Origin of the sequence: Clostridium sp. HGF2 (genome assembly GCF_964240115.1) — a bacterium.
GTDB classification, from domain to species: domain Bacteria; phylum Bacillota_I; class Bacilli_A; order Erysipelotrichales; family Erysipelotrichaceae; genus Clostridium_AQ; species Clostridium_AQ innocuum.
In genome coordinates, this window is the sequence record NZ_CAXSSO010000001.1 from 271,959 (window position 1) to 284,705 (window position 12,747).

The following is a 12,747-nucleotide window of genomic DNA, read 5'->3' on the forward strand; positions in this document are numbered from 1 at the left end:
CACAAAGCTGAAGATAATCGTGGACAAAATAATGTGAAAGATTGGGAAAATATAATACAAATATCTTCCAACGAATATCATACAGTGGGTTTGAAAGATGACGGTTCTGTTGTTTCAACCTCAGTAAATACTTCTAACGATACAGGACAAGCAGAAGTAGATAGCTGGTCTGATATTGTTCAGGTATCAGCAGGGATGTGGCGTACCGTTGGGTTACGCAAAGACGGTACAGTAATTTCTACATTCATTGATGACATGTATGATTTTGGGCAAGGAGATGTAGATGATTGGACAGATATCATTCAGGTTTGTGCAGCATGGGATCATACTATAGGATTGAAATCGGATGGAACGGTTGTATCTACAAAAATCAATAATGAAAAATACGATTTTGGTGAAACGGATGTGGATGGTTGGACAGATATAATACAAATAGCGTCAGGCTCGAATCATACACTGGGGCTGAAAAAAGATGGCACTGTTGTTTCTGCAGGATATGAGAAAGATGGGCGTTGTTCCGTATCAGACTGGCGTGATATTATTGCAATATCAGCAGGTAGATTTCACAGTATAGGGCTCCGTAAGGATGGAACTGTAATAGCTACGGAGATTCTTGATAAAAAAGAGAATTTTGGTCAGACAGAAGTGCAGGAATGGAGCAATGTTGTACAGATTTCTGCCGGATGGCTTCACACTGTCGCTTTAACACAAGATGGACATATCTTATATACTGAAATTAATAAAAAAGCAGATGACAATGGTCAAACTGAAGTAGCTGAATGGAATTTAAATGGAGGGGATTAGAATGAATTATCAGGCTGATGTAAATGTACTTTCTTCACCAATATTAAAAATTGAGAAGAACATAATAGAAATGGATGATGCAATTATTCAAATTAAGAATGTTGCCAGTGTATCTCTGCGTTATCCGCCTAAGTATGGATATTCACCTTATGCAATAGGTATTTTCATAATTAGCTTTTATATTTTTTTCTATACAGTGACTGCTGCTGAAATAAAGTTTACCAGCTTTATGTTTTTGATTAGTGCGGCAATTTCAGGATATATGCTTTATCGCACTTGGGAAAAAAATAAGAATCTTGGGAAAAATATTATTATTTCTACGGGAAGTGGAATTAGTTTCTGGATCAATAGCAAAGATGATGAGTTCTCCTTAAAGGTTATCGATGTGATTAGAAATATCATGAATGGACATGCAATTGAAAATGAAATCATTATTAACCTTGAAAAGCTGGATATCACAAATCATGGGATTATAGTATATGCGGATCAATCTAAGACCTCATATTCCGATATCAGTGATTCGATCATAGGCAGCGATAATAAAGTGAGTATTTCGGATGCTGATGAATATCCGGAATTGAAAATATAAAGCGAGGAGTAACTTATGGGAAATTATACGAATTATTCGAATATATCGAATACAGTTATAGGGAATAATAACCAAATCAATATTCAGACCAATGAAATTAGTCCAGAGGCTTGGAATCTTTTAAAAAAGGAATTATGGGAATCTATTTCAAAAACGGAGAATTCACAAAATAAAGAAATACTGGAACATATATATGCATATGCTATACAAAAAGATAAAGCTGGCATAGTTCAGTATATTAAAAAGCATAGTTATACGATTGAAAAGGATATTCTTGTAGGAATTACATGTTCAGCATTGTATGAGTTTATAAAATGGTGTCTGGGAATTTATATGTAGTATTGAAGCACTTTGTTTGGCTATAACGGTAGAACAGGGAAATATAGAATCAATTATTCTTATTTCGGAGTGTTGTGAATCAGTAAAGGACAGTTTGCAAGTGTCTATAATTCAATGAAAAAAGCAGTTATAATACGCTGATTTTATAATTTTTCTTTCTTATGAAAAGTAAATACCATACTCGATATAATTATAGTGAGGTTAATAAGAGTAATGTCATCTAATCAGGATGAATTACTCTTTTTCCTTTTTTATTTACCAAACCACTTTGTAGAACAGAATCTCTAATTTGTATAAATAATAAAATTTGCCCTCATCATATTGGTGTTCTGATATCCTGAGGATGGAAGGAGGGGGTAGAATGGCGATTACAAAGGACCAATCCGGAACGTATGCTGCTGTTGATATTCATTATAATCGGACTGCCTATGAACCGCATCAGAATGTTATCAATTATCTCAATCATCTGCATTCATGGTGATTCACAAAAGCTTAATGGCTTATCTAGGCTGTGGTTATTCACGTGTTCTTGTTGGACCATTGGGAAATGATGAGTTGTCAGATTTCCTCAGTGTCACTCCACAGAACAAGTATGAAATTGCATATACTATGTATTTGAAAAAAACAAATACAACAGCTGATGCAAATTCCGTTATACTGGATGATATGTATTGCATGGGTACATATCAGGGATCAGAGAAAATGAGCAACTATCTTGTTTTCTGTGATGAGTGGCCTCAGGATGCTGATGTTCGTGAGACACTTTTGAGTTTTAAAATTCCGGAAGAAATGTAAGCTTAAGCATGATCCTGTTCAATATATTTTCGGATAGGATTATTTTGCACATGCGGGAATAATGCACACATGTAAAGAAACTGATTACGAAAAGCAGAGCTTTCTTCAATAAAAATCAGTATGTATGTAACATAAAGGAGAAGATAAAATGCAAGCACATCAAAAAAGCATGAAAGACGGAATACAGAATATTCTGTTTCCTGTGGAGCACATGAATATCACGCAGGGTAATAATGGATCATACTCACATCAGGGAGTTAATGCGCTTGATTTAGCAGGCTATAAAGGTGGATGCAGTCCTTTATATGCTCCCTTTGATGTAGTCTGTGTCGGCGTTGATGGACCGGATTTGGGAAATGCAGTATTCTGGCAGTCTCAGAATAAGGTTCGCTTTGCGGATGGAACAATGGACTATGCTACGATTATGATTATACACGACAACAATCTTGACGGTATCTAGTTGGTGTAAAATATAGCCAGGGCACACAGATAGCGAATGCGGGAACTGCAGGCAGAGCTACAGGAAATCATAATCATTTTGAAATTGCAAAGGGAAAATTTACACACAAATATGACCTGAATCAAAAAACCAAGGTGTATCATTTGCCGAATTCCATCAGTGCGGATAAATGCTGTTTCGTAGATAAAACAGATATAATAAATGGCAATAATATGAAGTGAAAACATCTTTAGTTCACAACCAAAAAGAGGAGCCGATTCTATCTTGGAACCGGTTCTTTTATAATAAGCAAATTGCAGTATTTGTTATTATATTCGCATGACACGTAGATCCGAAGTACCAAGATGCAGAAATATATTACAGTATGTACAGGATGAATCAGTTATGCGCATACTTATGATTCCTTATAAAGAAAAGGAGTGTAAAACACAATGGCAAATGATTTAATTTTAAAGGTTGAAAAGGATCATACAATTTCTATGGACAGTGGTGGTATTAGAGAGACATACAGCCTGAAAGAAGCCCCGGATGCATCCTCTACACTAGTGGTGACAGAGAAAAAGAATATACTTCACAAAATGGATTTGGACACCGTACTCAAGAATCTTGATAATTCTGTAGATTTGCTAAATGTTGCATATCATGCGGTGTATGGCTTTGATGTACAAACGCAGATATGGGATCTGCAGAAAACATTGATGGATTTAAACGATAAGGGAATCAATGTGATTGACGATTTCGCAAGACAGTCCTCTGCTGTTATTCATGATTTGATTGGTTTCTTTGACTGGCTGACTAAGGGTGCGGAAAAGGTTGCAATCAAGAAATTGGAACGCTTTTCTGTAATTGCAGGTACAATGAGCAGACAGGCGGAGCAGCTGGCAAAGGACTATCAGAAAATGGCGGGGGATACTTCAGAAACCTTAAAAAACACTATTGACGAAAACAATCGCCAGTATGCACATCAGGATCAGATACAGAAGGAGATGGCGGATTTTCAAAGTGAGCAGGAAGCGGCGGATATTGCCCAACAGGAAATTAAGAAACGTCTGACCAGGCTGCAGACCGAATATGAGAAGCTTAGCAAGGCAGAGCTGGATGCTGAAAAGCATCAGCGTACAATGGACATCATGGGCGCTGTATTCTCATTTCTTGGCAGTGCTGCTTCTGTAGCAGCTGATGTGGCAGGGAAATCAGGTTCTACAGAAAGCTCAACTGAGGATAAGGAAAAGCTTGACACTGCACAAAAAGAAGCAAATGCCGCAAAGGATAGACTCGAAAGTCTGAAGAAAGAGAAAGAGGAACTTGTTAAAGCTCTTGAAACAGCGGATAATGATGAAAAAAGGGAAAGCATCAGGTCTGACATCCGTGCTAAGGATATTGAAATTACGGAAGCAGAAAAGCAGGTTAACAAAAAATCAAGTGCGCTTAAGAGCATTAGTGCAGCTTTACATGGTGTTTCTTCACAAATTGCCGAGCAGTCACAGAAGGAAAGCAGCGTACAGGAAAACCGCAGCAAGAGATTAACGGAAATCAATGCTGAGCTGATCCGTTTGGAAGAGGAACAGACAAAGCAATTAGCCAATCTTGCCAAATATACAAATCGACTGAAGACGATGGTAATTGAAAAAAACAGTGTGGAAGCAGCTGTTCGTTCCCTGATAGTTGCTGTATCCTGTTTAAAAAATGTTGTTGTTGCTGTTATGGACATCGCTTTATTCTGGACATCTATGGAAAAATGCTGCAAGGCTCTTGCCACATCTGATTTAAAGGATACAATTCAAGATCTTCAGGAAATTGACAAAGAAGAACGCATTGAATTTTATTACACAGACAGTGTTATGATCCCGTTACTGACGTATATGGTACAGTGGGCAGCTGTAAAAAGCATTTCCACAGACTTTATCAATGGTGCTGAAAATACAAGATTCCGTTTAAACGAGACAATTACAAAAGCAGATAAGGCTGAAATGAGCAGAGAACAGCACTGGGATATGGCTTCTAAAACAGCTGGTAATGTTGCAAATAACCTGAATCGGCAGGTTGCAGAAAGCAATAAAAAAATCAGCACACTGAAAGGCTAGCTTATGGAAAATAAAGATAATAGCGCAGATAAAAACATGAAAAAGACGGATTCAGCTAATCTGCAGCTGACAAAAATCATGGAACAGATTTTACAAATGCTGCAAAAAAACTCCATTCATATGGATCTTAGTGATGAGGATATAGCCAGGCTGGAACGGCAGGAACAGAGCATTTTGGATTCTCTTGAGCAGATCAGAATCCAGGCCGATGAAAACCGAAATAGGGTCCATCGGTTATTCGATGAAAAAAAAGTGCTATGTGACCAATTGAACGCAAATCTATCTGCCCTGTATGTACATATGGAAATATTGAAACAGAAAAATCATGAGCAGGAGAGTATATATGAAGGCAGAAAGAATTTATATGATGCATATAATGCTTCCTATATAAGCAAACAAGAAGCATACAGCAAAGCACAGGAAAAACTCGAAAGTGCCAGAAGAAAAGCAGAGAAACAAAATGAGCTGTTAAAAAGATGGTTCTGGGTACCCGGATATGGAGCTTATCTGGCTTTTAACAAGCTGCTGAATGACCAGGAAGCAGACACAGATGCAGCCTATCGGGAATATTGTGCCTCCAAAGAAAGACTGGCAGCAATCAGTCGTGATTTGGAATCCGCAAAGTATGATTATCAATGTAGTCAAACAGAAAAAAATAATGTACAAAAGTCATATGATGATAAGGTAGATGAAATTAAAAAAGTACAGGGACAGCTTCACCAGATGAAAGAAGAAATGGTACACTGGGAGCTGATTCTCAGTGAAGTGAATGCATTGTATAACAAAATAAAAAATGCAAGTCTGGGACCTGATGAAATCATCGCAATGCAAGCCGAACTTATACAGCTTCAGCAATTATGAAGAAATTCATTCTATTCATTCTGATCATAGGCTGCTTTGGCTGTGAGAGTGCTTCGCAGAAAACATCCTGTGACTATGAGCTTGTTTTTGATCAGGCACTCGGATATGGTATCAATGAACACGATGGCACACCTGCTGCGATTTCAACACATGTGGCAAAGCGTAACAGCATCCTGCTCGCAAAATCTAAGGACTCCTGTTTCGATCAAAGCTTGCAAAAGGCTGCCAGAGCCACTCTGGACAATTCAGATACAAAGCATGATTATCATCCGGAGGAAACAAACAAAGATGAAATCCTGTTTTATATTCCATATACAGATATTCAACAGGGGGATATGCAGTTTGAGGTACAGATAGGGGATGCCTGCAAAAAAGAGAGTGTTAATACAACCGTTATACCAGTGAAGAAATTTCTGATTGTACCGCTTCTGACATCTAAGAAAAAAAAGGAGCATTCCGTCATGAATACCCAAATGCAAACCTGGCATAATGAGATATTAAAAAGGTTACCCTTATCCCGGAACGGATTGCAGCTGATACTGCATGATTCTTTGGATATAAGAGGGGATGTGTATGATCTGGACACATGGTTTGGCAGACTTCGTACCTGGAATCTGTTAAAGCATTTAAAGAATGAATTTGAATGCGACGGTGTTATCGGTCTGTCTCCGGCAAAAATGGATTTGAATGATCAAAAGGACGCTTTAAGCGGCTTTACGTTTGGTGCAGATACGACTGTTATACTTGAAAACGGTGATGAAACAGCAATAACGATGGTACATGAAATTTCACACTTTTATCAAGTTGGTGATGAGTATGCTGGCGGTCAGTTAAATCCGGAGGTAAACATTCCGCCATATGGAATGAAGGGTACGGATATGCTTCATCCGGGTACTGCAGCAAGCGGGTTAAATCCATATATTCATGGTGGGAAAAATGATGAAAAGCAGGGGAGTGGTACACTGATAACATCAAGTCAGATACCCTATGATAGTGTTGAACATAAACTGATCCGGCACGATATGACAAGCTATATGGGGAAAGACGGCTATGCTATGCAGGTATACTGGACAACCGGAATGATTTGGAAGCATTTGATACAGGAATGGAGAATTACAGAATGACAGAAAAAAGTAAAAGACTAAAGCAGCTGTTGAAGGTTATTGAAGATAAAGAAAAGAACTTAACGGATACTGAAAGAATGAATTATCAAAATCTAAAAATTCTGCATATTGGTATGCAAAGCAAACTCTATAAAATTATGCTGACATGGGACTTTGGATGGAATGCATTGCAGAAGAATCAGTATACAGATCTCCAAGAGTCTTTAGATGATGATGCTGATTTTTATAAACAGGCATTGAAATCTTGGATGAGTCTAAAGCCGGTTCCGGAAATCCCGCAGATAGAGGAATTTGTTGATATTTATGAGCAGTGGCTAATTGAAATGCTGCATCATGATATACAGGATGCTTTTCATAATATGATAAATGATCCGGATAAGGAAAGCCTACGCAGACTGATAACAGATTATCGGGATAAGCTTCAGCATATCTATATAGATGAAGAAAGCTGAATAATAAACAACAGGATGCTTGTGTCCTATGCTAGGGCCTTACTCACTCATATTCAATCATCAGGCTAACCGATTGTGCATAAATACAGATAAGGAGAATTCAACACTATTGTAGAAAAGCAATAGAATTTGAATTCTCCTTTTTACAAACACTCTAACGTAAGAAAAAACCGTATGGTACTATTATCATTTTTTATTCAAATAAATAAGGCAGCAATCTGTTAAACCTGATCTTTTAAAAAAGAGCGATATCTGCGATTGACGATTAGACATTCCTCATTATCCAGAGTTATGCTCCGGTGGCAGTCTTTTTCAATACGAACAGATTTTATATGAATTGAATTAACCAGAGTGCTCTGATTTATTTGACAGAAGCCACAATTATGCAGTTGCTTTTTTAATTCTGAAAATCGAAGGTAACAGCGATAGACATCTTTTTCTGTATAGATATATACTTTATGATCTATATTCTCTATATAATATATCTCGTGACAGGTGACAAGGTAAAGATTATGCAGTTCATCATATACTTTAATTCGTGAACTGTTTTTCTGTAGATAAAGGATTACATTATAAGTATAATTCTTGTTTCTACTGCACGCCCGCAGTATAATTGTGTCTTCTGTTATGGTATTATCAATCTGTATTATAAAATTCATTTGAAATCCCCTCCCATATGTAATCTATCGTAATGATTTTAAACGCGAAATTTCAGAAACAGACAGGATGTTACCAATCGATCACCATAAGTTACAATATCATGAGGGCTGCATAAATAGTAAACCACTAAATCTAATAACAAACCAATTGAAGCAGATCGTTTTTATTAATTTCAGTTCATATATATGATCGGAACTAAATTATGTAATTTCAGTTGATAATCCTCCATAAAGAAATACATAAAAGGTGAGTTACATAAAGGATTGATCCAATGAAAATTCTTATTATAGTGTAACCATACAATGGATGAAAGCTCTTTATCATGTAAGGGATATCGGCTTTATAAAATAACTAAATAATCATGAAAGAAAAAACTGACAGATGCTGTCAGTCTTTCTATTTTCAGTTAATCATCAATTGCAAAAGGAGGACGTGTCGGATCGAAGTAATCACTATTTGCACGTTCAAATGCCTGCCTGTTTGCTTTATAGCTGGCTGCCCCTAATTTTGCAATCAGTAACTCTGCAGCCGCTTTCATATCATCAATGCCGCGCCCGGACTCTGTGATAGCTTCCCCATGAACACCAACCTCTGCCATACCGATTGGGTAATTAAACACAGGGTGCCAGTGAATAGCGACGGATGGATTGATCTTCTGCATGAGTGGCAGCTCCTGGCGTAATAATACACTGGCGTTGTCAAGCACGCGGAAATATACATGAACCGGAAGCCGGCCGTATTGAGAAACAAAGGTTCTGGAAATAATATTCCATAGTGGTGCTTCCAGATTCCATAAAGTAGTAATTGGCATCGTGTTTAACAGCTTACCGAGAACTGTCTGTTCCAGAGGACAGCGGCTTTTTTCATAAGAGAAAATGCTCAGATCAATACCGCCTGACCATAAAGCAAGCTCACGACCTCCCGGTATTATCAATAAAGCTCGAAGCTGATTGGCGAATTGCTCAAACTCAGGATTGGTGGAGCGAACGACACCACGTAGGAAACTCATGTAATTTTCATTCGCCCGTTTCTGTTTATCAGAACTGGAAGCTTTGGCAATTTTTTCAGAAAAGTAAATGTAATTCTCCTGATAAATTGATTTCAGAGGCTCTGGAATTTTGTACTTCATCAACAGGGCATTGAACTGGACAGCATCTTTGATAATTTCGGCTTCTTTTTGAGCATCCTTGTTCAGTTCTCTTTGGTGACGAAAGCCATCGATCAGTAGCTTCCACAATGCTTCTGCTTCCGCAGCTGTTTTCCTTTCCTTTTTCATTACTTCTAAAAATGCCTCGTACGACGGATGTGACAGAGGATCCCGGTTCATAGTGATAATAGGATCCATGTTGGCCATAGCCAAACTTTTTAATATTGTATCTTTTATGTACATAATATGTACCTCCTAATGACTATTATTGTAATGATTTTCAGATGAATGGAATCTGAATGTGTGAAAATGTCCAAATTTACTGCAGGATAATGCAATTCTGAGTTATTAATACAACGTAAGCAGAAAGAAAAGGTTAAAACATTTGCTGACGGATTACCAGAAAGTATCCGTATATTGATACATACGATCATATTTTTATGCTTCATAAACTCCACTATACCGTAATAATTTATTCATGATATAATATTGTCCAAAAGGGGGAGTAATATGGCTTTGAATGTCGTTATTTGTGAAGATGATCATCTGGATGCCGTCGTGCTTCATGAAGCAATTCATAAAGCAGAAAAAAGGTTCTCCTTTGAATGTCGATTAACCCTTTATACATCTGGAGAAGAGCTTCTGCATTCCCTGCGCCTGAATATTCCATGTGATCTCATCATTATGGATATCTATCTGAAAGAGGAGAATGGTGTGCAAATCATTCAACAAGCCCGGCAGCTACAGGAATCCCTTGAAGTTGCGTTTCTCACAACCAGTAAAGAATATGCACCGGAAGCATTTCAGTTAAATGCAATTCATTATATTGTGAAACCCTTGACAGACTTTCAGATACAGGAAATGTTTCGTCGTTATTTTGAACGCATGCGCCTGCCTTTGCACACATTGAAGCTGCAAACAGAACGAACTATATGCGAGCTGCCAATTCATCGGATACAAAAAATAGAAAGCAGAAACAAAGGGGTTGAAATATATCTTTCCAGAATGGAAAGTCCGTTCTTCCTTAATATGCCATTTGTCCGACTGGAAGAAGAAATACAGGAAGAAGAGCTGATTACCGTAAGTCGTGGCTTAATTGTAAACCTGTCCTTTATCAAGCAAATTTACCGTGACGGAAATTGTCTGTTAAGAGACGGTACAACGATTATCATAAGCCGCCGGAGAAGAAGTCAGGTATTACAGAAATATCACGATTATCTTTTTCAAAGATCAGAAGCTGGTACACTGTTATGTCAGTAAATCTATTATTCTTGCACTTTGCCGGCTTTTTACTGCAGACTCTGCCGTTTGCTTTCCTTGCCTGCCTGCCGTTTCTCAATCATCTGATTTATGGCGGGAAAAAGCAAATTCTATGCTTTTGCTCAGCTGGTCTCACTTTTGCAGCCCTGGTGTTCACCCTCCTTATGAATTATCTATATACCAGGGATGGAAGCGGCTTTGCGAATATGAGAGGCGCAGCTGATATGTATTTTCTGGTAGTTTTGCTGATAACAGCCGGATATATCTATCGTCACACACAGGAGCTATTTATAAAAAAACTACTGGTTTATATGACAGTCATACATTACGGTGCCGTCATCTTTACGTTCGTAACACCATTCGTTAACATAAGCTCTTCCATATTTTATGACCCTACGTATACAATTTATAATAAAAATGTAGGTGTGAATCTGCTGTTACTCATCGTAAGCTATCCTCTGGTTGCACTGTTTATGAGGAATACCATGGCTCGTATACTCCCTGCGATGGATCGTGCTGCAGCGCAAAGAGGCTGTCTGTATCTTGTCTCTGTCATGTTTCTTTATTGTCTTTGTATTTTTACGATGACGAATCGTACGGCCGGATTCCTCGATGACAGGGATATGCTGCTTTTTCTCACATCAGTGCTGGCTACGGATGCAATCGTATATTATATGTATTTTTCCGAGCTTAAGGTCTCACTAACAAATCAGGAGCTAAATCAGCAGCTGGAATCCTTTCAGACGCAATATGAAAAAATTACCAGCAGTATCGAGGATGCGAGAAAAATCCGCCACGATCTGCAGCATCATCTGAATGTAATCCGCTCAATGCTGCAGGAAAACAGGCTGGAGGATCTGGATTGCTACCTCACACAATATACCCGATCAATTGATGAAGTCAGTCAACAGAAATATACAGCCTGTCCTTTGCTTGATAGTATTCTGAATTACTATATGCAACGCTGCGCAAGTGCGTGTATACCCATAGAGATAGATGCTGTTGTTGTGAAGGCGCCGCCAATCGAAGCGATTGACCTAACTGTTCTGCTGGGGAATGCACTGGAAAATGCGATACAGGAAAGTGAGCTGACAGAACTGGCAGATATTCAAATCTATATTCGTTATGTGGATGAGTATCTATTGATTCGTGTGGAAAATGAATGTAATTACAAAGCCGATTCAGGGATGATAGTGCCTAAAAAGCATTCACAGAAGCATAGCTATGGCATGATCAACATGAGAACGGTATGCGAAAAGTATGGTGGAAATGCAGCTTTCTATAAAGCAGACACAAAATTTATCGCAAGCTTTATCCTTTATCCCTGATTTCGAAAAGCAAACTGCCTTACTGGCAGTTTTTTCTACCGAGTGGTAATGTATGATGTTTAGATTTGTCATATAATTAACACATGAAAGTGTGCATATGATCTTGGGGGATATTAACAGGGGTGATGTTTCATGAACCATACAGGCATACTTACGTTCCTTTTCATTGATGTAGAAGCGAAACAGCGTCAGATAATCACAGATGCCTGTGTTGCTGGCAGCGGATATTCACTTCACAGCGTACAAATGAATTTTTTGCAGAAAAAACCGGTTTTTCCTTCTGAAAAAAATTTTGATTACATCGTTCTGCATGCGGATACTCTTCAGGAAATAAATCATAAGATTATGGCACTGTTCTCCTGTTTTAAAAAGGCAAAAATGATCTTTCTCTGTAACGATAGTGAGGATTTCTTCACGATGCAGCTTTTTCCCTGGTTCTTTGTCCTTCGCTGCTCCCACATTGCACAGGATTGTGTTGCTCTGAAAGAAAAACTGCAGTATCTGTATGAAAAGGAAGAATGCTATTATTTCCAACACCCGGATACACAGCGAAAACTACATATACAGGATATTTACTTTATCGAATGCAATAAGAACTATCTTTATATTAATGGGCGGGAAAACTGTTGGAAGGATCGCGCGACGATAAAATATGCACAGGATACACTATCCTGCCATGGCTGTCTTCTGATCAATCGCGGCGTAATTGTTAATCCAGCTTACATCGAACAAATTCATGGGAATCAGATCACGATGCGGAATCAAAGAGTTCTTTATATCAGTCGTGGTAGAAAAAAGGAAGTCTATCAAAAATGCAGGCTGCATATCGCAGGTGTTTAATATT

The 12,747-nt window shown here is 38.1% G+C and carries 14 protein-coding genes; 12 read left to right on the forward strand and 2 right to left on the reverse strand.

Annotation, left to right across the window (positions count from 1 at the left end; genetic code table 11):
- Positions 1–33 precede the first annotated feature (33 nt).
- The 9 genes from ACESPQ_RS01180 (at position 34) to ACESPQ_RS01220 (ending at position 7,508) form a co-directional block, all read left to right on the forward strand.
- Entirely contained in the window at positions 34–804 is a 771-nt protein-coding gene (locus ACESPQ_RS01180) for an RCC1 domain-containing protein (RefSeq protein ID WP_257334224.1), read from the forward strand.
- A 1-nt stretch (position 805) separates the two neighbouring features.
- Positions 806–1,393: a hypothetical protein gene (locus ACESPQ_RS01185; protein WP_109769840.1), complete on the forward strand. Its 588-nt coding sequence runs from the start codon at positions 806–808 to the stop codon at positions 1,391–1,393.
- Positions 1,394–1,408: 15 nt separating this feature from the next.
- Positions 1,409–1,732: a hypothetical protein gene (locus ACESPQ_RS01190; protein WP_008816504.1), complete on the forward strand. Its 324-nt coding sequence runs from the start codon at positions 1,409–1,411 to the stop codon at positions 1,730–1,732.
- A gap of 495 nt (positions 1,733–2,227) precedes the next feature.
- Entirely contained in the window at positions 2,228–2,527 is a 300-nt protein-coding gene (locus ACESPQ_RS01195) for a hypothetical protein (protein WP_257270757.1), read from the forward strand.
- Positions 2,528–2,675: 148 nt separating this feature from the next.
- Positions 2,676–2,987 (forward strand): hypothetical protein, encoded by a 312-nt coding sequence (locus ACESPQ_RS01200; protein ID WP_257270756.1) that lies wholly within the window; start codon positions 2,676–2,678, stop codon positions 2,985–2,987.
- Positions 2,988–3,418: 431 nt separating this feature from the next.
- The gene (locus tag ACESPQ_RS01205) at positions 3,419–5,071 is read left to right on the forward strand and encodes a hypothetical protein (RefSeq protein WP_109769839.1); all 1,653 of its coding nucleotides are present in this window, start codon (positions 3,419–3,421) and stop codon (positions 5,069–5,071) included.
- A 36-nt stretch (positions 5,072–5,107) separates the two neighbouring features.
- Positions 5,108–5,932 carry a hypothetical protein gene (locus ACESPQ_RS01210; RefSeq protein WP_257327792.1) on the forward strand — a complete coding sequence of 275 codons (825 nt, stop codon included), beginning with the start codon at positions 5,108–5,110 and terminating at the stop codon, positions 5,930–5,932.
- Entirely contained in the window at positions 5,929–7,056 is a 1,128-nt protein-coding gene (locus tag ACESPQ_RS01215; RefSeq protein ID WP_257270754.1) for a hypothetical protein, read from the forward strand. The genes ACESPQ_RS01210 and ACESPQ_RS01215 overlap by 4 nt, the downstream gene beginning before the upstream one ends.
- Entirely contained in the window at positions 7,053–7,508 is a 456-nt protein-coding gene (locus ACESPQ_RS01220; protein ID WP_002606137.1) for a hypothetical protein, read from the forward strand. The genes ACESPQ_RS01215 and ACESPQ_RS01220 overlap by 4 nt, the downstream gene beginning before the upstream one ends.
- Before the next feature lie 221 nt (positions 7,509–7,729).
- Here the strand turns inward: ACESPQ_RS01220 and ACESPQ_RS01225 are convergent, their stop codons facing one another.
- Both ACESPQ_RS01225 and ACESPQ_RS01230 read right to left on the reverse strand, forming a co-directional pair.
- Positions 7,730–8,167: a LytTR family DNA-binding domain-containing protein gene (locus ACESPQ_RS01225; protein ID WP_373143788.1), complete on the reverse strand. Its 438-nt coding sequence runs from the start codon at positions 8,165–8,167 to the stop codon at positions 7,730–7,732.
- 407 nt (positions 8,168–8,574) lie between these two features.
- Positions 8,575–9,558, reverse strand: coding sequence for a hypothetical protein (locus ACESPQ_RS01230; RefSeq protein ID WP_002606135.1), 984 nt, complete (start codon positions 9,556–9,558; stop codon positions 8,575–8,577).
- 267 nt (positions 9,559–9,825) lie between these two features.
- Between ACESPQ_RS01230 and ACESPQ_RS01235 the strand changes: the two genes are divergently transcribed.
- From ACESPQ_RS01235 to ACESPQ_RS01245, 3 genes are all read left to right on the forward strand, one after another.
- Positions 9,826–10,575 (forward strand): LytR/AlgR family response regulator transcription factor, encoded by a 750-nt coding sequence (locus tag ACESPQ_RS01235; RefSeq protein WP_002606134.1) that lies wholly within the window; start codon positions 9,826–9,828, stop codon positions 10,573–10,575.
- Positions 10,566–11,903, forward strand: a complete 1,338-nt coding sequence (locus ACESPQ_RS01240; RefSeq protein ID WP_002606133.1) for a sensor histidine kinase — start codon at positions 10,566–10,568, stop codon at positions 11,901–11,903. Before ACESPQ_RS01235 ends, ACESPQ_RS01240 begins: the two co-directional genes overlap by 10 nt.
- Positions 11,904–12,035: 132 nt before the next feature.
- Positions 12,036–12,743 carry a LytTR family DNA-binding domain-containing protein gene (locus ACESPQ_RS01245; RefSeq protein ID WP_002606132.1) on the forward strand — a complete coding sequence of 236 codons (708 nt, stop codon included), beginning with the start codon at positions 12,036–12,038 and terminating at the stop codon, positions 12,741–12,743.
- Positions 12,744–12,747 lie beyond the last annotated feature (4 nt).

What these genes read in the sequence shown, in the direction of transcription:
- ACESPQ_RS01185 (WP_109769840.1), top strand. Translation starts at nt 806, where the DNA reads ATGAATTATCAGGCTGATGTAAATGTACTTTCTTCACCAATATTAAAA.
- ACESPQ_RS01190 (WP_008816504.1), top strand. Translation starts at nt 1,409, where the DNA reads ATGGGAAATTATACGAATTATTCGAATATATCGAATACAGTTATAGGG.
- ACESPQ_RS01195 (WP_257270757.1), top strand. Translation starts at nt 2,228, where the DNA reads ATGGCTTATCTAGGCTGTGGTTATTCACGTGTTCTTGTTGGACCATTG.
- ACESPQ_RS01200 (WP_257270756.1), top strand. Translation starts at nt 2,676, where the DNA reads ATGCAAGCACATCAAAAAAGCATGAAAGACGGAATACAGAATATTCTG.
- ACESPQ_RS01205 (WP_109769839.1), top strand. Translation starts at nt 3,419, where the DNA reads ATGGCAAATGATTTAATTTTAAAGGTTGAAAAGGATCATACAATTTCT.
- ACESPQ_RS01210 (WP_257327792.1), top strand. Translation starts at nt 5,108, where the DNA reads ATGAAAAAGACGGATTCAGCTAATCTGCAGCTGACAAAAATCATGGAA.
- ACESPQ_RS01215 (WP_257270754.1), top strand. Translation starts at nt 5,929, where the DNA reads ATGAAGAAATTCATTCTATTCATTCTGATCATAGGCTGCTTTGGCTGT.
- ACESPQ_RS01220 (WP_002606137.1), top strand. Translation starts at nt 7,053, where the DNA reads ATGACAGAAAAAAGTAAAAGACTAAAGCAGCTGTTGAAGGTTATTGAA.
- ACESPQ_RS01225 (WP_373143788.1), bottom strand. Translation starts at nt 8,167, where the DNA reads ATGAATTTTATAATACAGATTGATAATACCATAACAGAAGACACAATT.
- ACESPQ_RS01230 (WP_002606135.1), bottom strand. Translation starts at nt 9,558, where the DNA reads ATGTACATAAAAGATACAATATTAAAAAGTTTGGCTATGGCCAACATG.
- ACESPQ_RS01235 (WP_002606134.1), top strand. Translation starts at nt 9,826, where the DNA reads ATGGCTTTGAATGTCGTTATTTGTGAAGATGATCATCTGGATGCCGTC.
- ACESPQ_RS01240 (WP_002606133.1), top strand. Translation starts at nt 10,566, where the DNA reads ATGTCAGTAAATCTATTATTCTTGCACTTTGCCGGCTTTTTACTGCAG.
- ACESPQ_RS01245 (WP_002606132.1), top strand. Translation starts at nt 12,036, where the DNA reads ATGAACCATACAGGCATACTTACGTTCCTTTTCATTGATGTAGAAGCG.